The sequence below is a fragment of the Mesorhizobium sp. AR10 genome, assembly GCF_024746795.1.
Lineage (GTDB): Bacteria > Pseudomonadota > Alphaproteobacteria > Rhizobiales > Rhizobiaceae > Mesorhizobium.
On sequence record NZ_CP080524.1, the window covers coordinates 5,794,834 to 5,819,614 of the forward strand.

The window sequence follows — 24,781 nt, forward strand, 5'->3', positions numbered from 1 at the left end:
GGCAAAATACGACGTTCGCGATACTATCGCGTCGGCAAAGTCTTGGCCAAGTATGATCTCACTTTGTCCAAATCGAGATCGACGATTCGCATCGACGATTTATGGCTCAGCATTCTGACCACAAAAAGCTCACCCGCCTCGGAGTATTCTCGGTAGCGTTCTTCTGCGATCTCGCGTCCGACGCTTCCCGCAACGCGCAACCCGTCGAGATGGGCTTCTAGTTGTTCTATCAGTCGCGCAAGCCGCACGACGTCGAGCTCCGGATTCTCTTGCGGATTCAGCAGATGGCGGTCGTAAACCATCCACAAGAACGCTGCTTGCTCGGCATGCTGGCGCACAATCTCCCGAAGCATCAGCGGCGGCATCAGTTTAGATTTATCGAGCCGCCGCGGATTCGGTTCGCAGCACTGGCGTGGCTGGTTAGGTAGGTGCCGCGAATGGTGATATGACCATCTTTCTCCATGATGATCGTCGCTTTACCGCAACGCAATTCTATTCGTTCTTCGCCCACGATTCGAACCATCTCACCGTCGCGGACCACATGTGGCGTCGATGACCTGCGGACCGGCTCCACTATCCTACCAACAATCAACGGCCGCAGTGGATTGCCCTCCTGAAAGAGCAGTGCAACTTCTGCACCTATCATCGCCGAGTTCAGTTCGGCCAGGCTGCGAGCGGAAACCGCCGTTTCTTGCGGATTGCCAGGAAAGACTACGAGTGGCAAACCCGCGTCAAAGCCGATCAACATCCCGATCACGACGCCCTCGATCCGTTCTAACACTTCTGCCATAACGCCCTCAGTTGTGGTTGATCTTGCTGCCCTTCCAAGAGACTTCCTTTGAAGCTTTGCCCTTGAATTCACCTGAGGCAATTACCGAAATATCCTTGCCCTCAATTGTAATGGTGCCATCCTTTTTCATGGCTATTGCCGCCGAGCCGCATTTGATCACGATCGAGTCGCCTGCCTCGATGATCAAATCCTTGCCGATTTTGATGAGCCCATCCTCGCCTACCTCGACCGCGCTGCCCTTGGCTATCTTGAGCGCCCGGGAGCCCCCGACCTCGGTCGTGTCATCCTTGGCAATCTTGGCAGAGCGCCCAGCCCCGATATCAGTCCCCTGATCCTTTGCAATTTTGAACGTCTGGCCGCCGCCTATCTGCACGCTCTGGTTCGAGGCGATCTTCCAGCTGTCCGCCGCCCCTATTTCATGGCTCTGCGCTGCGCCCACCTTCACCGATCGTGTCGCACCGATTGTATTCGCTTGCGGGCCGCCCACGGTTCGGGTCTCGGATGCTCCGACACTGTCGACCCTAGCCGCGCCGACAGTGATCGTTTGCACCGCGCCCACCGTCTGTGTATGCGCAATGCCGATCGTCTCCGTCGAATTCGACCCAATGCCTATTGTCTCATTCGACCCCACCGTCAGCGAGCGATTGACACCCACCGTCTCGGTGTCGTTGTTGCCGATGTCCGTGGTTTGGTCGACGCCGACCTTGACCGTCTTGTTGTTGCCGACGTCCTCGTCGAGGTTGTGGCCGACGGAGTGCTTGGCGTCGTGGTCGATGCGGTCGGACTGGTCGTGCTGAACCAGCTTTGTGCGGTCGTTCTTGATCAGAAGGTTGTGGTCCTTCTGGGCCTGGAAATTGACCAGTTCGGAGCCGGCCTTGTCCTCGAACATCAGCTCGTTGTAGCCGCCGCCGCCTTTGGAGGAGTCCGACTTCCAGCCGGATTGCGTGGCGCTGCCCGGCAGCCCGTAGGGCGGCATCTGCGAAGCGTTGTAGACACGGCCGGTGATGATCGGCAGGTCCGGGTCGCCTTCGATGAAGTCGACGATCACTTCCTGGCCGATGCGCGGGATCTGGATGAAGCCCCAGCTGCTGCCGGCCCAGGTCTGCGAAACACGCACGAAGCAGGAGCTGTTCTGGTCCTTCTTGCCCAGCCGGTCCCAGTGGAACTGCACCTTCACCCGCGCATACTTGTCGGTGAATATCTCTTCGCCGGAAGGTCCGACAACCGTCGCCGTCTGCGGCCCGCGCATGATCGGCCGCGGCGTGATGCGTGGCGGGCGATAGGGCAAGGCGGTTGGCGCGACGCCGAGGACCACCTTGAAATTCTCGCCATCGGTGTCGACGCCGGCCCGGTAGCCCGGATCGAACAGCCTGTATTCGGCGCTGACCACCAGATATTCCTGGTTCTGGTCTTCGCGGGGAAAGCCTTCGAGCGTGAAGGTGCAGCCGGAGAACAGGCCGCGCACGGTTCCCACAGCGGCGATGCGCTGGTGCACTGCCTGAAGTTCCTCGCGCCGAATCCCCGCCAAGGTGTCGCCGCGGCCGACCTCCAGATGGGCGCCAGGCTGGCGGTAGTTCTCGCCGGCGGCCAGCTTGTGGCTGAACGCCTGGTCCGACTTGGCCATCAGGTCGGCACCCGGCTTCTTGAAGTCGTAGTCGGTATGGACATAGGCGCCCGGCCGCACGGAACTGCCCGGAATCCACTCGGTGATGTATTCGACGTCGCGGCGCGAGCCCTGCCCCTCGAAATGATAGGGCACCGTCTTGTAGCCCGGTGCCGGCTTCAGCTTGCTCATGGCATCGGCCAGGACCAGCGTGTGCTCGCCATCACCGTGCTCGAAGAAGTACAGGATGCCTTCGTGCTCGAGCAGCCGCTGCACAAAATCGAGGTCGGTCTCGTCGTACTGCACGCAATATTCACGGGAAGGATACGACCCCTGCAGCCGTTTTTCGAACTTGGCCGCGCTGTATTTGGAGAAGATTTCCTCGACGATTTCGATGACGCTCTTTTCCTGAAAGATGCGGCAGTCGGTGGTATTTCCCAAAAACCATAGCCACGGCCTGACGACCGCCTGGTAGTGGGCCTGCCGATCCTCGATGCGGGTGAGGCGAAACTCCGAGACGAGGCCGCTGAACCAACGTTTCGGATCGGATTCGCCTTCGATCGAGACGGCGCCGCCCAGCATCTTCAGTGGATCAATGTCCGCGTTGGTGCTGACAAACCCCACAGTGTAGGCAAAGCACCGGCTGATCTCATCGCGCCCGATGAGATGCGTGAAGGTCAACAACTCGGCGCCGACCGGTGTCTGCACAACCGCGGCACGTTCGTTCGGCATGGGTCGTGCCCCTCCTGGACGCGGCCGCCAGCGTGGCGGACTTGAAGCTCCTGTTATGTTAACAACATCACGTTCAGGAACTTTTCGTATTCATCACACTAGGCCATGTTGAGCCTATCACATGTTTTCCCGCTGGCCAAAGAGGACCGGCGGCGACGGAACCCCCGCCCTAGCCAATCATCAGCTTGAAACGCTGTTGTACTGGCGGGCTCGCAAGCTGCTAGAATGTCGGCCTGTCGATCGGGCGATTCAGGATGTTCATCAGTCTGCAGATCAACAATGTCGATGTCCTGCCCGCCGGTCTCCCGCTCGGCTACCGATCGCGTGATCGCAGCTTCGAAATCGGGCGTGAGAATTGCGCCTGGACCTTGCCCGATCCGGACAAGTTCATCTCCGGCCGGCACTGTCAGGTTCGCTACGAAGGCGGCGCGTTCTGGCTGCACGACGTCTCGCGCAACGGAACCTTCGTCAATGGATCGAACCAGCGCCTGGTTGGCCCGCATCGGCTTGCTCAAGGCGACCGGCTTCGGATCGGCCGCTATGTCGTTTCGATATCGATCGATGACGAGCGGGCAGCGTTCGCCACGACGGACCATGCCGGGGGCAGCCACGGCTCGACGCAACGGCAAATGCCCACCGGTGTCGGGCACGGTCCAGAGCGCTCCATATCGCCACCTTCGCAAATCATGCCCGTTCCTGCGGCCTCCGGTCGGGCAAACGAAGCGGAAGACATACTGCGAAAAATAGCGGCCGGAGCCGGCATCCCGCCGGAGGTGCTGCTGCTGCGACCGCCGCATGAAGTGGCCGGTGAAATCGGTGCGGTACTGCGTGTCGTGGTCGACGAACTGGTTTTGCTGCTGAAGGCGCGAGCGGCTGCAAAAGTATTGGCCAAGACCAGCGATCGCACGATGATCAATTCGGTCGACAACAATCCCCTGAAGTTCGTCCCGGGGACGGACGAAATCCTCGACATCATGTTCGCACGGCGCAGGGCCGGCTATCTCGATGCTAGGCACAGCATCGAAGACGCCTTCCACGACCTCAAGACCCACGAATTTGCCACCTTCGCCGCCATGCAGGCGGCTCTTTCACGGCTTCTCGACGACCTGTCACCCGAAGCGATCGCCAAAAAGCTTCCTCCGTCGTCCTTTGCCTCGAAGAAGCCCCGTGCCTGGGACGCCTTCGTTGCGACATGGCGGGCCAAGGAGGAAGCCCACGAGAACGGCATGCTGGACATTTTCCTGGCCTATTTCAGCGAAGCCTATGCCAAGGCCGCCAAACAGAAACAGACCGGGAAGCCCTGACGTCGTTGAGGGTGCAGCTGCAGCGCAACGCGTCCTTCTGGACGCGCAAAGGACGCCGTAGACCTTTGATTTTGCGCATAATCCTCGGTCATGCGCTGGTTAGCGAAGAAAAACCTCTTCGCCCGCACGCATCCGGTTCCAATCGGCAACTTCTGAGATTACGATCACATACGACAGTTCGCCAAGCGGGTACGGCTGATTGACCTGGGGGTCTGCGGCAAATGTCATGTCACGGAGAGATAGCGTTTTGTAGTCCGCGTTCCTCCGGCCCTTATCTGCAGGGCCAGCACACTTTATCGCAGCCGATCAGGCGCCGTTTCGTTTATATCCGCAGCCAACGCGCATATGCGCCGACGGAACATCGACGATGAGTTCGAACGATGATCCTTCCGGCCCGGCGGATAAAACCATCATCCGCCTGAATCCCGGCCGCAAGCAAAAAGCGGCTCTCGCCCGGGACAAGCCGAGCCCCGACCACACCAAGCTGGCTCCTGCCGAGATCCAGGGTTCAACTGTGTTCGATCCCGGCGTCGGTCAACAGACACCGCAGGCAACCGGAACGGTGATCTATCAAGGTGTGCCCTTCGCGGAAGACGCTGCGGTGCGGGCCGGCTCTCCCGATGCCGCCAGCCCATCACTTCGAGGTTTGGCCGAGACGGCACGAGAAATCTCTCAGGATGCCCTCCTCAATGCCAGCGATGGCGTCGACTATGGCTCTGCAAACCCGATCATCAGTGCTGCCGCGCCGCTGCTGATGCTGTTTGGTCATCTCCGGCTGATGGCTGTCGAGAGACAGACCGAGCCGCTGGCGGCCCATGTCACCGACCTGATCGAGGAATTCGACCGAAAGATCGCGAAAACCGACATCGCCGAAGAGGATGCGCGCATCGCAAAGTTTGCCCTTTGCGAAGCAGCTGACGACATCATCGCAAACCTGCCCGGTGTCGACCAGGACATATGGGCGCGGCACAGCATGCTGTCGCAGTTCTTTCAGGTCAAACCCACCGGTGCGGGCTTTTTCCAGGCGCTGAACACGATATTGGCTACGCCGGAGACCCACTGCGATCTGATCGAGCTGATGCATGTCTGCCTGTCGCTGGGATTCGAAGGCCAGTATCGCGGCTCGCGCGAAGACAGCGGCCTCGAACGCGTTCGTCGCGACGTCTACGAGACGATTGCCTACTTCAGGGAGGGCGGCGACGAAGAGATCTCGCCACATTGGCAAGGCTTGTCGACGACAGCCGCACAGAGATCGAGGCGGGTCCCGCTCTGGGTCGTTGCGGCCGCTACGTCAGCCCTTTTGACCGCAGCGTTTTTCGCGCTGCGGGTTTTCATCACCAACGAAGGCGACGCTGTTGCCGATGAATTGCTGGCCCTCAACCCGACGGTGCCGATCACCATCGAACGCGCGAGCTTTGTACCGCTCATCGAGGAGGTAAAGGTCGCTGCTCCGACCATCTCAGCTGCTCCGACCATCTCACAAGTCGACCGCATCCGCGCCGCGCTGGGCAAAGAGATCGAAACCGGCGGCGTCAGCGTCGGCACCAAGGGCGATTTCATCGTCGTGGAAATCAACAATGTCTTGCTGTTCCAGTCCGGAAGAGCCGACGTCAAGCCCGAGTTCGAACCCGTTGCGGTTCGCATCGCATCCGCTCTCAACACTGAACGAGGACCGATCAAGATCGTTGGCCACACGGACAACGTCAAACCGAAGAAGTCGAGCGCGTTCAAATCGAATTTCGACCTTTCCGTTGCCCGGGCCCAGTCTGTCGAAAAGATGATGGCGCCGCACTTCGGCGACCCATCCAGAACCGCCGTGGAAGGCAAGGGCGAGGACGAACCGATTGCCGACAACGCAACGCCGGAAGGCCGTGCCAAGAACCGCCGTGTCGATGTGATGATCCCACGGGAGGAGACGTTGTGACCGGGATCGGCTGGAAGCGCCCATGACGATCTGGCTTTTGCGGATCTTCAGCACGCTCGCACTGGCCGGCTTTGCCGCTGCGGTCTGGTTCGCGGGCCCTTTGATCCGCTTTGCCGATGCCCGACCGCTGGAACCGGTCTGGCTGCGGGCAGTGATCATCGGTATCGTCGTGGCAATAGCAGTGGTCTGGTATGGGGTCCGGTTCTGGCAAAGACGCAAGGCGCAGAAGGCGCTGGAAGCCGCCATAGCGAGTGCGGGTGAAAACGACAGCGATGCAAACGTGCTCGCGGCCGGCATGAACGAGGCTATCGCGACACTCAGGCGGTCGAGCGGCAAGCGCAACTTCCTCTATGAAATCCCCTGGTACATCGTCATAGGCCCGCCGGGCGCCGGCAAAACCACGGCGCTGGTCAATTCCGGCCTGAAGTTTCCGCTGGCCGGATCGAGCCAGGCGCAGCCGGTCGCAGGCGTGGGCGGTACACGCAATTGCGACTGGTGGTTCACCGACGAAGCCGTGCTGATCGATACGGCCGGGCGCTACACGACGCAGGATTCCAGTGCGCAGACAAATCAGAAGAGCTGGCTCGCATTTCTGTCGCTGCTCAAGAAACATCGAGCGAGGCAGCCGATAAACGGCGTTATCCTGGCTATCAGCCTTGCCGATCTGATGGCTCACGCCGGCCAGGAGCCTGATGCCCATGTCATCGAAATCCGCAGCCGTCTGCAGGAAATCCACGCCGTCTTGAAGATCCAGTTCCCCGTTTATGTGCTTTTCACCAAGGCCGATCTGGTCTCCGGTTTCATGGAGTATTTCGGCAGTTTCGATGAGGCACGCCGACGCAAGGTATGGGGTGCGACGTTCCAGACTGCGGATCGCGGCTTGAACATGGTCGGCGCGGCTCCAGCCGAATTCGATGCGCTGATAAAACGCCTGACCGCGGAGATGACGGACCGCCTCCAGGAGGAGGCCGATCCGGTCGCGCGCATTGCCATCTTTGGCTTTGCGGCACAGTTGGGCGCGCTGAAGGGGCGAATTGTTCATTTCCTCAACAGCGTCTTCGAGCCGACCCGCAAACAGATGAATGCGAACCTGCGCGGCCTGTACTTTTCGTCCGGCACCCAGGAGGGCACGCCGATCGACCAGCTGCTGGGCAGCATCGGCCGCAGTTTCGGCAGCAGCGCCCACGCGCATCTTTCCGGCACCGGCAAGAGCTTCTTTCTGCATGATCTGCTGAGCCGCGTCATTTTCGCCGAGTCCGGATGGGTCTCGTACGACAGGGCGGCCGATGGGCGGGCCGCGATCGCCCGCTACAGCGGTCTGGCGATGATCGCGGCAATCGCGGCTGCCGGACTTGGCGCTTTGGGTTTAAGCTTCGCAACCAACCGATCCTTGATCGCTTCGACCAGCCAGGCCGTCAGCCAGTACCGCGAGACAGCCGCCCCGCTGCTCAAAAGCACGACGGTGTCCGACGTCGATCTCGAAACCGTCATTGGCGCGCTGGATGCGCTGCGTGGTTTGCCGGCAGGCTATGAAACCAAGGACCAACCGACGCCAGCCCAGGCTACGTTCGGTCTCAGTCAGCGGGAAAGGATACTCTCAGCGTCCGAGACCGCATACCGGCAGGCACTGGAGCGCATGTTCCGCTCGCGTCTGCTGCTGCAGCTCGAACGGACAATCGAGGCCAAGATGGCTGATCCGATGGCGCTCTACGAGCCGTTGAAGATCTACCTCATGCTTGGCGGCAAGGCACCAAAGGTGGACGACGAACTGGTCGTCACCTGGATGAAGCGGGACTGGGAGCAAAACCGCTATCCGGGGGCGCACAACCGCGACGGGCGTGCCGAACTCGAGAAGCACCTGCGCGCCATGCTCGCACTCGACGACGCGTATGATCCGCTTTTCGAGCTGAACCGGACGCTGGTCGAATCCGCTCAGCGCTCGCTCGGACGCATGACGCTTGCCGATCGCGCAACCGCGCTTATCAAGTCAGCTACCTATGCCGCGGAGCTTGGCGATTTTTCGGTGTCTGCGCGAGCAGGCCTGGAAGCATCGCTACTCTTCGAGCCCAACGATGGGAGCGATCTATCGAGCCTTCGCGTCCCCGGTTTTTACACATATGCCGGCTTCAACTTCTATCTCGCGCAGCTCGCCAAGATTGCGCAGGCACTTGTCGACGACCAATGGGTGGTCGGGGGTGGTGGCGAGCAAGGCGGCTTCGACCAGGAGTTGCTCAAGCTCGGTCCCGAGCTTCTCGATCGCTACGGCAAGGGCTTTGCATCTGCGTGGAACGAGGTTCTGGACAAGTTGAGGTTCAAGGCGATGGCGGCAGACAAGCCACAATATCTCGCGCTTTCCGCGGTCGGGTCGCCAACCTCGCCGATGATGCAGCTGTTTGAGGCAATCGCCCGCGAAACAGCTTTGACGCGTGACCCGGACTCCGAGAATCCTGGGGCTGGTGGAGCGCAGGATGCGGCGGATCGCGCCAAGGGCCTCGCACGCATCGGCATCGAGCTTGCAGGGCGCAAATCACAGGCTCGAGCCGGTGCGGCATTCGTCAATGCTCCGGGCCAGGATCCGGGAGCGAGCATCGAAGCGCAATTCAGGTCATTCCAGGCTTTGGTGGCCGGTCCCCCTGGTCAACGCCCGATTGACGCCTTGACCCAGAATTTCCGGGAAATCTACCAAAGCGTGCGTCTGGCGGCCGATGTTCCGTCCCAGACCGAACAGGTCAACGCCAATCTGCAGCTGCAGATATCGACCCTTCGCGCCAATGCCTCTCGCCTGCCGAAGGCGCTCGCCAGAATGGTCAGTGCCGCGGCGAACGATTTTGAGGGCAATGTCGCCGAAACATCGATCGCAAATCTGAATGAAACGCTCGACAAGACGGTTACCCTGCCCTGTGAGGAGATCATTGCTGGCCGCTTTCCGTTTGCCGCTGGCGCGACCGATGACGTCCCGATCGCGGACTTTGCCAGACTGTTCGCCCCGGGCGGAGTGCTGGACAGGTTTTTTGCGCAAAACCTCGCATCCCTGGTCGACATGAGCACTCAGGATTGGGATTGGAAACAGGACACCCGGTTCGGCCGCAACCTCTCGAAATCGACATTGAAGAACTTCCAGCTTGCGGCGCAAATTCGCGGCGCCTTCTTTCCGCTGGGCGGCCCGGTTCCGTCACTGAACATCACCTTCACGCCGCTTTCTCTGCACGGTGACGCCGACATGGCGCTGCTCGATATCGATGGTCAGGTTCTGCAGGCCACCCAGGCCGGCAACACACCGGGCATGGTGACCTGGCCGGGCCAAGCGTCTTTGGGATCGGCCGGTCTGAGCTTGACGCCCGAACTTCCCGGCCGCGAGTCAGCACTCAAATTCGACGGCCCCTGGGCGTTGAAACGATTGCTGGACAAGGGGTCGACTACCGGCGACGGCGCCAATCTCCAGGTGCGTTTCGTCATCGGCGGACGCGATGTGGCCTACACAATCCAGAGCAACGCAGACAGCAATCCATTCACGCTGCCGGCGCTCTCCGGGTTCAGCTGCCCGAAGGCGTTCTAGTGGAGATCACATGGAAATAAGCCGATCTGCCTCGAGCAGCACCATCCCGCCTGCTGCCGCAGCCGGCTTAGATTTCGATATTCTAATGGGTGAGCGTGTGGCAGACTGCCCATGCACGCTCAACAACGCGTTGCGGAGGAGCGCTTGGAAAGCGCTAGTAGGCAAGTGAACGATGCCGCCTTTGAAAGCTACGGCGTGAGCCACAAGGGCTGCGTGCGCGATCACAATGAAGACAATTACTTGCTTGAGCCGCAAATCGGTCTCTGGGTCGTCGCGGACGGCATGGGCGGACATGAGGCCGGAGAAGTGGCTTCGGCAAGCATCGTCGAGCACCTGGCAACGGTCGGCATCGCCAGTTCGGCACCGGATCTTCGTGCGCGCTTTGAAGATCGGCTAAGCCGGGCTCATGCCGAAATCCGCAGGATTTCCAAATCGCGCGGCGCGACCATAGGCTCCACCGTTGCTGCTTTGCTGGCCATGGACGGCAGGTTTGCCTGCCTGTGGTCGGGTGACAGCCGCGTCTATCTGGTCCGCAAATCCGTGATCTCGCAGATTTCGCGCGACCACACCGAAGTTCAGGAACTTCTCGACAGCGGCATGATCAGCGAGGCCGAAGCGCAAACATGGCCGCGCCGCAACGTCATTACGCGTGCGATCGGCGTCAGCGACGAAATCGACATAGATTTCCAACAAGGGGAAATCCTGGCGGGAGACATCTTTGTCCTGAGCACAGACGGTCTGACAGCACATGTCAGCGATGCGGAGATCGCGGCAGCCGTGGTCTCGGCAGCACCCCAGGCGGCATGCGAGAACCTTTTGGCAACGGTTCTCGCGCGTGGCGGAACCGACAACGTCACCATCGTGCTGGTCAAGATCAGAGACAGAGGGAATGGTGGTTTGGACCTGTCTAGAGCGGAAAGCCGGGGCCAATGAGTGCTGACGACAAGACACGAATATTGCCCAACCTGGCAGACACCACCGTCGGCACCCAGCTCAGCGGTATCTACGAACTCGACGAACGTATCGCGTCCGGTGGAATGGGCGAGGTTTATCGCGGTCACAACATCCAGACCGGCGATCACGTCGCGATCAAGATCGTCCTGCCGGAATTCGCCCGCGATCAGACAATTCTGTCCCTGTTCCGCAAGGAAGCGTCGATCCTCAACCATTTGTCGCATGACGCGGTTGTGCGGTATCACGTCTTCACCATCGATACCGGGATTGGGCGACCCTATCTCGCCATGGAATTCGTGGATGGCGAGTCCCTGTACGATGTCATGCGTCGCGGCGCGATGGCGACGCAAGATGTGCGCAAGCTTTGCCACCGCCTCGCGTCCGGCCTGAGCGCCGTCCACCAGGCGGGAGCAATACATCGCGACCTCTCCCCGGATAACATCATCCTGCCAGGGGGCAAGGTAGAGCGCGCAAAGATCATCGATTTCGGTATCGCGCGATCGGCGACCGTGGGCGGGGAAACCCTGATCGGTGGAAAGTTCGCGGGAAAATACAACTACGTTTCTCCCGAGCAACTCGGGCTGTACGGCGGCGATGTCAGCGAGCAGTCCGACATCTACAGCCTGGGATTGGTGCTGGCCGCGGCTCTGCGCGGGAAACCCATCGATATGGGCGGCTCCCAATTCGAGATCGTGGAAAAGCGCCGGACGGTACCGGATCTGTCCGACATCGATGCCGATTTCAGGGACATTGTCGAAGCGATGCTGCAACCGGATCCGCGGGACCGGCCGATCAGCATGGCGGACATCGCCAGGATGACACGCGACGACTCGGACATGGAAGGGACGTTGGCCCCGGCATCCCTAGCACCTCGCGACCGGCAGGGCTTGCCGCGAACGGGGGGAACCGCAGCACCCGGTTCCAAGGTCCAACCTTCGAATGTCCAGGGACACGGCGTGCCACCTGTGACGGACCCGGGTCAGCAGCGCTTCGTCCCGCACATCCGGCCGGCGCTCCTGTCGCAGCCGAAAGCGCCGCCAGTTGCCCCGACTCGGGCGGCCCCGCCAAAGAAGCCTCCGGCAACAACCCGGAACCTGACGATTGCAGCGCTGACAGCGGTTGTCGTTGCATCCGGTGCGGGTCTCTATGCGGCTGGTTTCCTGGATTTCGGAAGTCCGCCTCCAGCCACCGATTCTGGCACGACGCCGCCGCTGCAACCCGACCTGTCAAAGCCGACCGCCGTGGATAAGGTTGCCCCGGACAATCCGCCGGCAAAGGTTGTCCCACCCGCACAGCCGCAAACAGAGCCAGCGGCCGAAAATCAGGCCAATGCCCCGGACAACCCGCCGGCAAAGGTGGCCCCCCCCGCGCAGCCGCCAACTGAGCCACCGGCTGAAAATCAGGCCAATGCCACGGCCGATCAAAAGCCGGAGCCGACCCAGCCCATCGAAGCCCCGCCGCCACCTGAGAAAGCCCCTGAGCCGTCGGCCGTCGAGGCGCAGCCGCCAGCCGAGGAAGCTCCGCGGGCAATTCAGCCGGATAGGGCGACCAGCGACAACCAAAAGCCTGCCCCGCCGGTCGAGAAGGCCGTCGAGGCGCCGGCCGAGAAAGCTCCAGCGCAGCCTGCGGCGCAACCGGACGTCGTCGAGAGCCAACCGCCTAAGCAGCCGGAGCCGGCGATCCCGCCGCCAGAGGCCAAGGCGACTACGCCCGAACCCACCGCGCAGGTGCCCGCCCCCCAGGCAAGCCAGCCCAATGTCGAGAACGGACAGGGCCAGCAGACAGACCTGCCGGCGAGCAAACCGGCCGACACCGTCATCACCTTGAATGTGCCGAAGCCGGAAACTCCGCCGGCAGGTCCGGTCGACGATATCGCGCAACGGGTTGCCTGGGTTCGCGACTTCAGCGGCGGCGACTGTTTCTATGCAGCCGTGACGTCGGCCACCGACAAGGCTGCTGCGATCGAAGGATTTGCAACGGCAGTCCAGCCTTTCCAGCAATTGCTGGGCGATTTCCAGGCAAGATTCCATGTCGAGCCAGACATCAGTGTCCGGCTCATCGAGCCAACCCAATGCGAAGTCACCAACTTTCTGCGTTTCATGAGCACGAGCGCGGCCGACAGGCCGCAGCTTGAGCTCGACCGAACATCGGTGCCAAACGGTTCGCCGATCGGTGGCACGCTGGTGACGCGTGGCGGGCTCATTTCCAGTGTGCTCCTGATCGATCACAAGGGTATGGCATTCAACCTCGATGACCGTGTCGTCGCACAAGCGGACAAGGCTACCTTCAGCATCCCGATTGGTCTCGGCGCCGCCGACAGGGCAGCGGGCAAGGCCGTACCGCAGATCATACTGGTGATCACCGGCCCTCGGGATGTTCAGGCAGCGGCGTTTTCCACGCCTGTGCGGGCCTCGGCGCTGCTGCCCAGAATCCTCGATGAGATCGGAGCGGAGGGATCCGGCTTCTCCGCGACCGCCAAGTATTTCCGTCTCGGCGGATAGCATGGACGCCGATGGAACTCCGCCGCCCGCGCTCGTCCTGCCCGTCCGCAGTCCCGCCCAAAAAGCAGCGTGATCTGGTTCACGCCCTGTTTGCCCTGGTGGCTCGCATGAAGCTTGTCGTGATCGCAGGCGCGGCACTGCTGGCGCTGCTGTCATCGCGCGAAGCGCGCGCCGAATTCACCGTCTGCAATCAGACGCTCGACGTCGTCAATCTCGCCGTCGGCCAGAAGATCGACGATGCGGACCAGACCGACGGCTGGTGGACCATCGGCGCCAATCAATGCGTCAACGTCATCCGCGAGGAACTGACGAACCGCTACATCTACATCTATGCGACGGACGTTTTTGGTCACGCGATCCTGACCGGGTCGACCGACATGTGCATCGAGCGGCGGCGTTTTTCGATACGCGGCATCGATGAATGCTGGCAGCGCGGCCATATCGCCGCACGATTTCTCGAAGTCGATACGCTCGAACAGGTGCGGTGGACCTTTTTCCTGACCGGAAGCAATCCGTGACGCACAGTATCGACACCAGCTTCAAGGCCAAAAAGCAGGCGCGCGCCGCCCTTCGCCGGCGCAATCTTTGGCGTGGGCTGGTTGTCGGTCTGGCCGTGGTTGTGCTGTTTTCGATCGCCGCCGGCTTCTACCTCACCGCCGACTACTGGTCGTTCGGTGATGAAGACGAGGATCTGCACGCGGTCGAAGGATCGGACGATGTTCCGGCCGACGCATCGGTCTATGTGCCCGCCATTATCGATCTTGCAGGAGACCCGATGTGGATCACCCTTGCACCCAACGCCGGCGCCGCCACCAAGGGCCGCTCGATCCCGCGCCCGGCAGAGCTCGATCAGGCCGGCGTTTCCCCCGAGATCGAAATCCTGTCCGACGTGATGCTGAGCGCCAGCGAAAAATTCATGACCACGATCCCGTCGACGCAGGAAGATTTCGCCTTCTTCCAGGCGCAGCGAAAGACCGCCGCTGCGCCGCCTGAACCGCCGTCCGGCGATCTGCAAAACGAGCTTCAGCCATCGCCCACTGCGGACGAGGCGCCGGCGGCTCCGGACGCGCAGGTGGAAGCCGACGATCCCGAAGCCGGCTGGGGTGAAACTATCGATGCCGGCGAGGCGGCCCTGCCTGCGTTCCAGAAGACCCAGATCGAAAACAACACCAGCGTCGCAACCGTCACCAATGAATATCAGCGGTTCGAGGCGACCGAAGACACGTTCGTCAAGATCCTCAACGACCGCAGTCTGGACAGCGTCGCCCTTGATGCGCATTTCTCCGACGGGGATGCCAAGCTGGCAGGCGAAGCCCTGAAGGCGCTTTTCAACCGGGACAGTCTGGCACCGGGTTATGTCGTCGCCATGCGCGGTTTCAGGCCGACGCGCGAAACGACAACGATGTCCCTCATGCAGGTCTCGATCTACGCCAAGAACGTGTTTGTCGGCACGCTGACGCGCAACGCCGCCGGCGCGTTCGTATCCGGGGTCGACCCGTGGGTCCGTGAAGATCTGTTCAACTATTCGGGCGCGCAGGAGGAAGGCACGCACAAAAGGCAGTACCGCCTGCTCGATGCAATCTACTCGACGGCTGCACGCAACAATGTCCCCACCGGCGTGATCGGCGAAGCGATCATGTACCTTTCGAGAGGACAGGATCTGGATGCCTTTGCCAGCGAGGACCAGCGGCTCGTGCTGATCTATTCGCAAACGCCGCGCGGCAAGGACGAGACTGCGGGACGGGTCTTGTATGTGGGCGTCCAGGGCACCGAAAAAAGCCTCGACTGTTTCGTCTTCCAGCAGAGCGACGGCCAATTTGCCTGCGTTGGCGGCGATGATCAGGTTCGCTCGCTGACGGTCACCAACGGCATGGTCACGCCGGTCAACGGCGTCATGACCTCCACTTTCGGCCCACGCAAGCATCCCATTCTCGGGATCGTTCGCATCCACAAGGGCGTGGACTGGGCGGCACCCGCTGGCACGCCGATCACAGCGGCCTTCGATGGCGAAATCACCTTTCAGGGCGACGGTGGGGGCTACGGCAATCTGGTGAAGATTTCGCACGGAGACGGTCGCGAGACGCGCTATGCGCATATGCAGAAATTCGCGATCAAGGACGGTGTCGGCACCAAGGTGAAGGCCGGTGACATCATTGGATACATCGGCACCACCGGCCTTTCGACGGGGCCGCATTTGCATTTCGAACTCTATCAGAATGGCGCGGCGATCGATCCCCTGGGCACGGTCACCACCGCAGTCGCAACGAACGATCCCGCCGTCGAAACGCTGACCGATCGTATCGTTCACGTCGAAAGTGGCGGCAGCGCGCGTGCCAAGAACCCGCTTTCTTCGGCAACTGGCGCCGGCCAATTCATATCGAAGACCTGGATCAGGATGATGAACACCTACCGCCCCGAACTGGCGCGGACACTTTCAAACGCCGATCTGCTTGCTCTGCGCTACGACTACACGATCTCGCGCGAGATGGTGCGCAATCTGGCACGCGAGGGTGAAGCCTATCTTCGGGCGCGCGGCCACCAGATCACAGCTGGCCGGCTCTATCTCTGTCATTTCCTGGGAATGGAGGGCGCCCATCAGGTGTTGTCGGCGCCGGGCTCGGCGCAATTGAGCGCCGTGCTCGGGTCGGCCGTCATTCAAGCCAACCCGTTCCTCACCGGCAAGACCGCCAGCTATGTCGTGGACTGGGCCGAAAGGAAAATGGGCCGAAAGCTGAGCCCGCCGGCGACTGGCGCAGGCCAGCCGGTATCGACCACGATGGAAGTCCGCCAGACATCGCCTGAGTTTGAGAAATACAAGCAGGCGATTACAGCGATCGTAAGTTCGGTGCAGAACGCGATTTGAGCATGGTTGCTTGCGGACGCGCCACCCGCTCTCCCGACAGGCCAATTGGTTTTCCGGTCGGCAAGTGTTATTATGGCAAACTTTTTTCGGGCCCTTTGTGAACCAAAACTGTGGTCGAGATCACATACGCCCAAGAGCCATTTTGGCAGAAGCGACTATGTCGCTGGTGAAAGTTGGCATGCGCAGACATCAATAGCGCGCCCCGCTGGGGCGGAGGGCCGGTCCATGAAAGCGTTCGTCGTCCTTGTGAGCGGATTTATCCTGTTCGTCCTGGCCGCGCTTGGCGCCCAGGCTGCCACGACCGACGCCAAACGCGTCGCGCTGGTCATTGGCAACAGCAAATACGTCCATGCCGTTGCCTTGCCCAATCCCGCCAACGATGCGCATCTCCTCGCATCCACGCTGCGCAATGCCGGCTTCGAGGTGATCGAGGGCGTGGATCAAGACAATGCAGGCATGCATAGTCTCATCAGCCGGTTTACCGAGCAATCCTACGACGCCGACCTCGCCGTCATCTACTATGCCGGCCACGGCATGCAGGTCGATGGCAAGAATTTCCTGATCCCGGTCGATGCCGAGTTGACATCGCCCGCCTATCTCAAGACCCGCACCATTCAGATCGACGACTTCATGGCTGCGTTGCCGCCCGACCCTGCGGTTGGCGTGATCATCCTCGATGCCTGCCGCGACAATCCGCTGGCAAGGACGCTGGCCGCTGCGATGCCGAAGAGCCGCTCGACCTCGTTGGGCTCCGGCCTGGCGCCAGTCGAGGCAAAATCGGACGGCGTTGGAACCGGCGGCATCCTCATTGCCTATGCGACGGATCCTGGCGCCATCGCTTTCGACGGCAATGGTGTCAACAGTCCCTACTCCACGGCGCTGGCCAGGCACCTGACTGAACCCGGTGTTGAAATCCAGAGCGCGCTGACGCGTGTGCGCGGCGAAGTGACCGAAACCACGCAAGGCCGCCAGAGGCCTTGGCACAACGCCTCGCTGGGGCGCGAGGTCTTCCTCGGAGAACCCGCCGCCAAACCGGCGCCTGCGGAAAAGCCTGTCGCCGACGCTTCGAAAGATACCGCTCCCGCCCTGGTGGTTGGTGAAGCGCCTTCCTGGGAAGTCGAACAGCGCCTTTGGGACGAAGCTTCGAAGCGCAATTCCGTTCCGTTCTACGAAGCCTATCTCGAGCAGTTCCCGAGCGGCCGCTTCGCCACGGTGGCGCGGCTGAACATCGACCAGTTAAAGGATCCGAAAGCCGAAAACCGGCAGGTCGCAGCACTCGATGAGGATGAAGCGAACGCCAATTCCGGCTCTGCCGTGCGCACTTCGGTCGGCGTTTCGGACGAGGTTAAGCAAACGCCCGGCACCGAGTTGACGGAAAGTGCGATCGGTCTCGATCGCGAGGGCCGCATCGATCTGCAGTTGCGCGTCGAAGCGTTGGGCAACGAACTTGGTCGCATTGACGGAAACATAGGTCCGAAGACCCGCCAGGCGATCGGCATCTGGCAAGAGAAGAACGGTCTGCCGCAGACCACCTATCTGACGCGCGAGCAACTGGCGTTCCTTGTGATCCAGACAGATCCGATGATGGAAAACGTGCGCGCCAAACACGCCGCCGATCAGGTCCGTGCGGCGCAGCCGAAAAAGCCGGTTGTGCAGAAGGCCCGCACACAAAAACCGGTGGCGCAGAAGCCGCGCAAGAAACAACAGCAGGTCGTTCAGAAGAAGCGCACCAACCGCGATACCTTGGTCGGGCGGGAAGACTCACCGCCGCCTGAGAACAACAACAACGACTTCCTGACCAAGGCGCTGATCTTCGGGACCGGTGTGGCGGTGGGCGGCGTGCTCAAGAACTGACACACCTTTCCGATCGCATGACCCGAACTGAAAGTCCGCCGCGAGCGAAAATCGGGAACCGATTTCGAAAATAAGAAGATGAAGATGGACCCCATCCCGATTCCATCGGGATGGGTCAGGCTCTATTGCGCCCTTACCCGCATTTCCACCCGGCGGTTGGTTGGATCGTACGGGTCAGGGTTGCGCGGATGGGTTTCGCCCATGCCGATCGCCTTGATGCGGGCAGGCTCGACGCCGTTGGAAGTCAGGAAGGCTGTCACCGATTGCGCTCTTCGTTCCGACAGTCCCGCATTGTAATTCGCCGAGCCGGAAGCGTCGGTGTAACCTTCGACGACGAATTCGAGCGTGCTCAGCCGGTCGTCCTTCAGCGCTTTGGCGAACTCGCCGAGTTCGGCGCGCGCAGTCGTGTCGAGTTCGGCCGAATCCAGCCCGAAATTGATCAGCATGTCGAGGCCCGATTTTTCGGGTGGCGCGGAGTCTGCCTTGCTCTTGCACTCGTCTTCGGTGCCGACGCAGATTCCGCGCGGCGGGCCATGATCGGTCTCGCCGGCAAAAAACTTCACGATGTCTTCTGATTTCTGAAGAGGATCGGCGGAAGCGTGGGTCGACAAAAGCACGGCCGCCACCACAAAGACTGAACTGTCCCACTGCATAACGGCAACTCCCGTTTGAGCATCGGTTTCGCAAGAGCTTGATCCATCCCCCAGATCGAGATGGATCTCTATCTCAGTGTTTGACCATGACCTTTTCCGAACCAACGGTCAGCGAAGCAAAAGCCCGCTGCCCTTCGGTTCCGGGATCATGGTCCAGCCGTGGATCATACCAAATTCCGAAGCAATTGTCTGTGAACAACGTCACGGCATATGGCGGGGGTCGGCAGTTGCACCCTTGCCATGAACAGAGACTTGACCAGCGCCTCGCCGGAGGCTTGAGTGCTCCAGGGAGGAAAAATATCAGCCATGGCCAATGGGCTCCGATTCACAACCGCACGCGATCTCTTCGCTGCGAACTCCTCCGCCGCGGGGGACATGACGGCCATTCCCACTGACCAGCCTTCGCTTGAGTTTTGCCGTCTGCTCCTGGCGGGACGGACACCTGAGGAAGCGATTACCTTCTGCGCCTACCTTTTGCCTGACCGCGCTGCGATCTGGTGGGGCCACGAATGCCTGGGCCACCTGACCGAACTGCTCGAAGAGAAGGATCTCGCGCTTCTGGCGCTTGTTCAGGACTGGGTCAGCGAACCGCATAATCCAGGCCGCCACGCAGCAGTGGACGAGGCAGCGACGCCGCAACAGAGGACCCCGGCCGGCTGGATTGCTTTGGCTGTAAGCTGGCATGTCAATGGTTCGGCTGGGGACCGGGCAAACGGGTCAATCCCGCGGCCGCTGTCCGCCGCCCATGCCGTCAACGCCGGGATTTTGGCCGGATTGGCGCGGGTGGCTCTTGCGGACCGTTTCTCCGTGCTCACTGCTTTTGTTGAAATGGGCATCCAGCTGGCCGAGATCGAAGCGCTGCGCAGAGCATGATCCATCCCAAATGCGGAAAATCTTGCGTCACTTGCAGCCGTTCTTGGCCCATTTGCCCAACGCCACCTTGAACCGCGTGCCCAACGGATGCTCCAGGCGCAACACGGAAATATCACTGGTGACATAGTTCTGCGCCTGATCGCACAGCCGCTCCTCGGTCCATTGATGGCAGCCGCTGCAGTGGTTGTCCCAGACCGACTTGTCTAGGCCTTCGACCGGACTGAAGCGCGGCTTTCCCTGGATGAGCTGGGCGATGCTCTTGCCGTCGATCGCAGGATCGCCGAAGTCGATTGGAATATCGAAAAGGACAGGAGCGTCCGATTCCAGCTTCGGAATTTTCTGGCGCAGCTGGTCGAGCGCTGCCTGCGCACCGGCATCGGAGCCAGGTGGGGTAGCCGCGCCGGCTGCATTGCTGCGCGCTTGCGAATTGCCTTCGATCGATGCGGCGTCGGAGTCGCCGACGATCAGCGGCGCATTGAGATTGACCTTGTGAAGGACGACATCGGTTGTCAGGGACACATTGGCCCACGGCCTCTGACGGCCGGCGGTCGCCTTGAACACATCTGATGTGACCCGGTTCATCGCTTCGGTGATCGAAACGTTGGCCTGGCCGATATGCGCAAGCAGGGCTGTCGTGAAGGGCGAATGCTCGCCTGATCCGTCATAGGCCACCTGATTGGGGCCGGCGGCGAAGGCGACGAGCGTGCCGGCGCCGCCGTTTTCTATCTGGATTTCGGCCAGGCCGCTGCTTGCCGTGCTGATGCCGCCGCTCTCCTTGGCCAGCGCATCGGCGAGAGGATTGTCACGGCATGCGTCAAGGAACACCAGCCGGATGCTGGTTTCGCGCGACATCTGTCGCAAAATGAAATCCACCTGCACGGCTTCGAAGTCGAGGGAGGTTTCGTCCTCCAGCGCCGCATCGACGGGAAGCAGGTAGTTGTTTCCAGAGACCTGCAATCCGTGGCCCGCATAGAAGAAAAGCGCGATATCGGCGCCGCGCACCTGTTTTGCAAATTGGCCGATTTTCTCCTGCGTTTGCGCTTTGGTGAGATCGAAACCGGAGATGACTTCAAAGTTCAACTTCTCCAGGCGATCGGACATCGCCTGGGCGTCGCTCACTGGATTGGGCAGCACCGGCGCGTTCTGGTAGTGAGAATTGCCGAGCACCAGGGCGATGCGGCGTTCGGCATTGGCAACGGTCACCGTCAAAACCAGCGCAAGCACGGCCAGACCGAGGCCCCGCATGAGGCCGCCGCAACTCGCAATCGGATCGAAACGCACCGGCTCCCCTGTTCAGTTGACGAGCGGCGTGGCGGAAAACTCAATGCGCCGGTTCAGCGCCTTGTCCTTTGCCGTATCGTTCGGAGCGACCGGCCGGTCTTCGCCGTAGCCGGAAACCGTGATCTGTGCCGAGGGAATTCCCGCAGCGAGGATCGCTTCGGCGACTGCTTCAGCCCGCCGCTCAGACAGAATTCTGTTCGCCGTCGGCGAGCCGTCCGAATCGGTATGGCCAGACACTTCGACCTTCAGTTTCGGGCATTTGCCGACGACGTCGACCACCTCGGCCAACAGCGGGCGGCTTTTTTCGTCGAGCCGCGCGCTTGCCGGGCGGAAATAGATGGCTCCGGTGCGGGAAAGCACCGCAAACCTGTTCATGCACTCATCCGCGCTGAAGGCCGTTTTCGCGGCATCGGTGGCGACTGGTCCGACGTCGGCTGCAGCGCCAGTGGCTGCCGCAACGGCTGGCGGCGGAGCGACTTTTGCGCCGTCAGCGTTAAAGACGAAGTCGAAGGAGACCGACGCGGTGGGCACGATGCTGCTGACATTGGCGGCTTGCTGAAGCTTCTCAACGTTGGGAAGCAGGCCAAAGTCCTCGACATGCACCGCGACCGGGGCGTCCGAAGCGATCGACACCATGCTATCTGTAATCATGGTCACGACGACGTTGGCCTCAAGGTCCTTGTCGACACCATGCAGGCTGAGTCGGAATGGAATATGCGCGGTCATCCGGCGCTTGGTTGCAAGATCGGCGAAAGCTGCAGGATCCACCTTCGCGGTCACTTCCGCCGTCGGGTATTTGAACGTCTCGAAGAAGAGAAAACGCATGCGGACATTGCGAAGATCGATGCCGGTGTCGACCGAGTTGAGATCGAAGCTGACCTTGGCGGCGCCGTCTGATGTGAGGGTGCCGGAGAGGTTCCTGATCTTGTTGGTCTCTACGATGGTGTTCTTCTTCACCGATTGGTAGGTGAGGGTCGAGTTTGCCGGGTCGAGCGTCCAGTTCGGCTGTGCATTCGCCGCCTCCGGTCCGAGCAACGACAGCCCGAACACAGCGACGACCAGACCGATGGCCGCTATGCGCCAGCTCTTTGAAATCGATCTTTCCTGCCGAACGAATCCGACGAACCCGAACATGGATGCCCCCGTCTTGTGACAACAGACCTCAGTTCCGATCACGGCGGTCGAACGCAGTGTCGCTGGTCAGCATAGAACATCTGATTTTGCTTTGCGAGTAGCGCCCATGCCTGGCGCAAGACAATAGAGATCGCTGTTCGATCTCTTTACAAACTCCACATCCGCTTGGCGTTGGCAGAGAGCAATTTCGTGCGTTCGTCGGCACTTGCACCGTCAAGCAGCGCATATGTCGCCGCCACCCAGGTCGCAAGTCCGCCGCCAAGCGTGCAGACCGGCCAGTCGCTGCCCCACACCACGCGGTCCCAGCCGAAACATCGGATGGCGTGTTCGACATAGGGGCGCAAGGTTTCGACGGTCCAGGATCCGGTATCCGCATAGGCGACGACACCGGAGATCTTGCCGATGACATTGGGACGCCGTGCGATCTCGGCCATATGCTCGCGCCACGGATGCTCATTGCTGCCCTTGATGTCGGGCACGCCGCAATGGTCGAGCACGAACTGAACGTCCGGTGCGAGATCCGCGAGTGCGATCGCCGCGGGGATCTGATGCGGGAGAACGACGAGATCGAAGGTCAGGCCGGTGCCGGCAAGGCGCTTGATGTTTTCGCGAAACAGCGCGGCTTCCGAAAGGCCGTCCGGCATGACGTGGAGCACGCGGCGAAACCCCTTGACGAAGGGATCGGCCCGCTGGCGTTCGAGATAGGCGGCAAAGCCCGGCTCCTCCGGACGGCAGGAGGCGATGGCGCCGCGCAGCAAGCTGCCCTTCTGTTGCGACTGCGTCTTCACATGGCTGGTTTCAGCCTCGATGTCGGCAGGATCGACATCGACTTCCATATGCAAGGCGGCCTCGATACCGGCACGGCGGGCCTGGATTGCATATTCGTCGTAGGAGTAGTCGCGGTTGAGCACTGGCACGCCGGCGAGCCAGGGATAGCGCAGCGCCGCAAGATCGATCAGGTGCAGATGGGTGTCGACGATCATGACGGCGCTTTCCTCAAACAACAATCCGGCTGGCCCAAAGCGCGCCGCGCTCGAAGATCGTGCGCATCTGCGGCACGGCGAACTCATCGGCAGTGTGGCCGAGCGCGCTGTAGAAAACGCGGCCCTTGCCGTAACGGCGTTTCCAGACCACAGGCATGACAACGCCATCGATGAAGTCGAGATGCTCGCCGGTAAAAGTCGTCGTCGCCAGCACCTCGTTGGTCGGGTCGACATGCATGTAATACTGCTCCGAACGATAGGCGAAACCATTGACGCCCTGCATGATCGGATCGTCTGGCCTGGTGATGTCGACGTGATAGTCGATGATGTTGCCGGGATGGGCGACCCACTGACCACCGGTCATGAACTGATATTCCGTCTCGTTGCGAAAGCTGTCGCACATCGAGCCGTGAAAACCGGCAAGGCCGGTTCCGCCCCTGACGGCACTGGTGAGGTTTTCCAGCTCCGGCTTCTCGATCGTCGACATGGTGACTATGGGGATGATGAGATCGAGCTGCGATAGCTGCGGATCGGCAAGTGCCGAGGTCCCTTGCTCCAGGCGAACGTCGAAGCCGTGGCCGGTCAAGATCTCCTTGACGATGCCGGCGCTGCGGGCTGGAGTGTGACCTTCCCAACCGCCCCAGAAAATCAGTGCCGTCTTGCCCATGATGTCGTTCCTATTCCAGAATTCCGAAGGGCAGGTCGGAGCGCATCGGCGCCGGCCTGACGCAGCCGTGCTTCAGGTCGATGCGCTGCCCGGTCTGCGCTGAACTGACGATCGATTCCATGATTTCCAGGACATGCAGGGAAAGGTCGAGACTGGCGCGGTGCTCCCGGCCGGACACGATCGCCTGTGCCATGTCGGCAAGGCCGAGGATGCGGTAGTTGCCGTCGCCATAGGGATGGACCTGATCGGCCAGCGTCCAGTCGCCCTTGCGCAGGCTGGTCCTGATGTCGCCCTGAAATTGGTTTGGATCGGAGACGATCATCGAGCCCGACGTGCCGTAGAGCTCGATGTGATTGTGATCGTGCTTCCACACGTCGAAGCTGGTGGTGATCGAGACTGCAGCGCCATTCTCGAACGCCAGCAGGCCGGAAATATGGGTCGGCACCTCGACATCGATCGTCTGGCCCTCACGCGGTCCGGAGCCGATGGTGCGGGTGGCGTAGGATGCCTTTGCCTGTCCGGTCACCGATTTCACCGGTCCCAGAAGATTGACCAGGCAAGTGAGGTAATAGGGGCCCATGTCGAGCATCGGGCCGCCGCCCGCTTGGTAGTAGAAGTCCGGGTTTGGATGCCAGAGCTCGTGGCCCGGCACCTGCATGAAGGCCGAGCCGGCGACGATCGTTCCGATGATCCCCTCATCGACAAGCCGGCGCGCCGTCTGGTGGGCGCCGCCAAGGAAGGTATCTGGCGCGCAGCCGACGCGAACGCCTCGTTCGCGCGCTGCCGCGACGAGCCGCTCCGCGTCAGCAAGCGTCGTTGCCAGCGGCTTTTCCGAATAGACGTGCTTGCCTTGCGCCACGGCCTTCAGACCGACCGGCACATGATGTTGCGGCGTCGTCAGGTTGAGCACGATCTCGACGCGCGGCTCGGCCAGCAGCGCATCGACTGTCATCGCCACCAAGCCGTAGGCTACCGCCTTGGCTTCGGCTGCCGCCGGATTGATATCGGCGACGCCAACGATCTCAAGCACCGGAAATTTGGGCGATGCCTTCAGATAGGCATCCGAAATGTTGCCGCAGCCGATGATGCCGATACCAATCTTGCGCAAG

At 61.2% G+C, this 24,781-nt stretch carries 18 protein-coding genes; 9 read left to right on the forward strand and 9 right to left on the reverse strand.

Annotation, left to right across the window (positions count from 1 at the left end):
* Positions 1-23 precede the first annotated feature (23 nt).
* From LHFGNBLO_RS31820 to LHFGNBLO_RS31830, 3 genes are read right to left on the reverse strand one after another with little or no spacing between them, the layout of a single operon-like run.
* Positions 24-365 (reverse strand): hypothetical protein, encoded by a 342-nt coding sequence (locus LHFGNBLO_RS31820; protein ID WP_258603960.1) that lies wholly within the window; start codon positions 363-365, stop codon positions 24-26.
* Entirely contained in the window at positions 365-790 is a 426-nt protein-coding gene (locus LHFGNBLO_RS31825) for a DUF6484 domain-containing protein (protein WP_258603961.1), read from the reverse strand. The genes LHFGNBLO_RS31820 and LHFGNBLO_RS31825 overlap by 1 nt, the downstream gene beginning before the upstream one ends.
* 7 nt (positions 791-797) lie before the next feature.
* Positions 798-3,125: a type VI secretion system Vgr family protein gene (locus LHFGNBLO_RS31830; protein WP_258603963.1), complete on the reverse strand. Its 2,328-nt coding sequence runs from the start codon at positions 3,123-3,125 to the stop codon at positions 798-800.
* Between the two features lie 254 nt (positions 3,126-3,379).
* Between LHFGNBLO_RS31830 and tagH the strand changes: the two genes are divergently transcribed.
* The 8 genes from tagH (at position 3,380) to LHFGNBLO_RS31870 (ending at position 18,081) form a co-directional block, all read left to right on the forward strand.
* Positions 3,380-4,429, forward strand: a complete 1,050-nt coding sequence (gene tagH, locus LHFGNBLO_RS31835) for a type VI secretion system-associated FHA domain protein TagH (RefSeq protein ID WP_258603966.1) — start codon at positions 3,380-3,382, stop codon at positions 4,427-4,429.
* Between the two features lie 367 nt (positions 4,430-4,796).
* A complete protein-coding gene (gene tssL, locus LHFGNBLO_RS31840; RefSeq protein ID WP_258603968.1) occupies positions 4,797-6,353 on the forward strand; it encodes a type VI secretion system protein TssL, long form in 1,557 nt (518 codons plus the stop codon).
* Between the two features lie 22 nt (positions 6,354-6,375).
* Positions 6,376-9,909 carry a type VI secretion system membrane subunit TssM gene (tssM, locus tag LHFGNBLO_RS31845; protein WP_258603970.1) on the forward strand — a complete coding sequence of 1,178 codons (3,534 nt, stop codon included), beginning with the start codon at positions 6,376-6,378 and terminating at the stop codon, positions 9,907-9,909.
* Positions 9,910-10,053: 144 nt separating this feature from the next.
* Positions 10,054-10,842 carry a PP2C family protein-serine/threonine phosphatase gene (locus LHFGNBLO_RS31850; RefSeq protein WP_413774660.1) on the forward strand — a complete coding sequence of 263 codons (789 nt, stop codon included), beginning with the start codon at positions 10,054-10,056 and terminating at the stop codon, positions 10,840-10,842.
* The gene (locus tag LHFGNBLO_RS31855; protein ID WP_258603972.1) at positions 10,839-13,364 is read left to right on the forward strand and encodes a serine/threonine-protein kinase; all 2,526 of its coding nucleotides are present in this window, start codon (positions 10,839-10,841) and stop codon (positions 13,362-13,364) included. The genes LHFGNBLO_RS31850 and LHFGNBLO_RS31855 overlap by 4 nt, the downstream gene beginning before the upstream one ends.
* A gap of 107 nt (positions 13,365-13,471) precedes the next feature.
* On the forward strand, positions 13,472-13,882 hold the full coding sequence (locus tag LHFGNBLO_RS31860) for a DUF1036 domain-containing protein (RefSeq protein ID WP_258603973.1): 411 nt from the start codon (positions 13,472-13,474) through the stop codon (positions 13,880-13,882).
* Positions 13,879-16,227 carry a M23 family metallopeptidase gene (locus tag LHFGNBLO_RS31865; protein ID WP_258603974.1) on the forward strand — a complete coding sequence of 783 codons (2,349 nt, stop codon included), beginning with the start codon at positions 13,879-13,881 and terminating at the stop codon, positions 16,225-16,227. Before LHFGNBLO_RS31860 ends, LHFGNBLO_RS31865 begins: the two co-directional genes overlap by 4 nt.
* 225 nt (positions 16,228-16,452) lie before the next feature.
* Entirely contained in the window at positions 16,453-18,081 is a 1,629-nt protein-coding gene (locus tag LHFGNBLO_RS31870; protein WP_258603975.1) for a caspase family protein, read from the forward strand.
* Positions 18,082-18,203: 122 nt separating this feature from the next.
* Here LHFGNBLO_RS31870 and LHFGNBLO_RS31875 read toward each other — a convergent pair whose 3' ends face one another.
* Positions 18,204-18,734, reverse strand: a complete 531-nt coding sequence (locus tag LHFGNBLO_RS31875; protein ID WP_258603976.1) for an OmpA family protein — start codon at positions 18,732-18,734, stop codon at positions 18,204-18,206.
* A 306-nt stretch (positions 18,735-19,040) separates the two neighbouring features.
* On the opposite strand from LHFGNBLO_RS31875, the gene LHFGNBLO_RS31880 reads away from it, so the two are divergent.
* On the forward strand, positions 19,041-19,607 hold the full coding sequence (locus tag LHFGNBLO_RS31880; RefSeq protein WP_258603978.1) for a DUF6931 family protein: 567 nt from the start codon (positions 19,041-19,043) through the stop codon (positions 19,605-19,607).
* A gap of 27 nt (positions 19,608-19,634) precedes the next feature.
* Here the strand turns inward: LHFGNBLO_RS31880 and LHFGNBLO_RS31885 are convergent, their stop codons facing one another.
* The 5 genes from LHFGNBLO_RS31885 to LHFGNBLO_RS31905 all read right to left on the reverse strand — a co-directional run bounded on the left by LHFGNBLO_RS31885 (position 19,635) and on the right by LHFGNBLO_RS31905 (position 24,780).
* Positions 19,635-20,852, reverse strand: a complete 1,218-nt coding sequence (locus LHFGNBLO_RS31885) for a caspase family protein (protein WP_258603979.1) — start codon at positions 20,850-20,852, stop codon at positions 19,635-19,637.
* A 48-nt stretch (positions 20,853-20,900) separates the two neighbouring features.
* Entirely contained in the window at positions 20,901-22,022 is a 1,122-nt protein-coding gene (locus LHFGNBLO_RS31890) for an OmpA family protein (protein ID WP_258603981.1), read from the reverse strand.
* 146 nt (positions 22,023-22,168) lie between these two features.
* Positions 22,169-23,005 carry an amidohydrolase family protein gene (locus LHFGNBLO_RS31895; protein WP_258603982.1) on the reverse strand — a complete coding sequence of 279 codons (837 nt, stop codon included), beginning with the start codon at positions 23,003-23,005 and terminating at the stop codon, positions 22,169-22,171.
* Between the two features lie 13 nt (positions 23,006-23,018).
* Entirely contained in the window at positions 23,019-23,672 is a 654-nt protein-coding gene (locus LHFGNBLO_RS31900; RefSeq protein ID WP_258603984.1) for a ThuA domain-containing protein, read from the reverse strand.
* 10 nt (positions 23,673-23,682) lie between these two features.
* Positions 23,683-24,780, reverse strand: a complete 1,098-nt coding sequence (locus LHFGNBLO_RS31905; protein WP_258603986.1) for a Gfo/Idh/MocA family protein — start codon at positions 24,778-24,780, stop codon at positions 23,683-23,685.
* Between the last annotated feature and the right edge of the window lies 1 nt (position 24,781).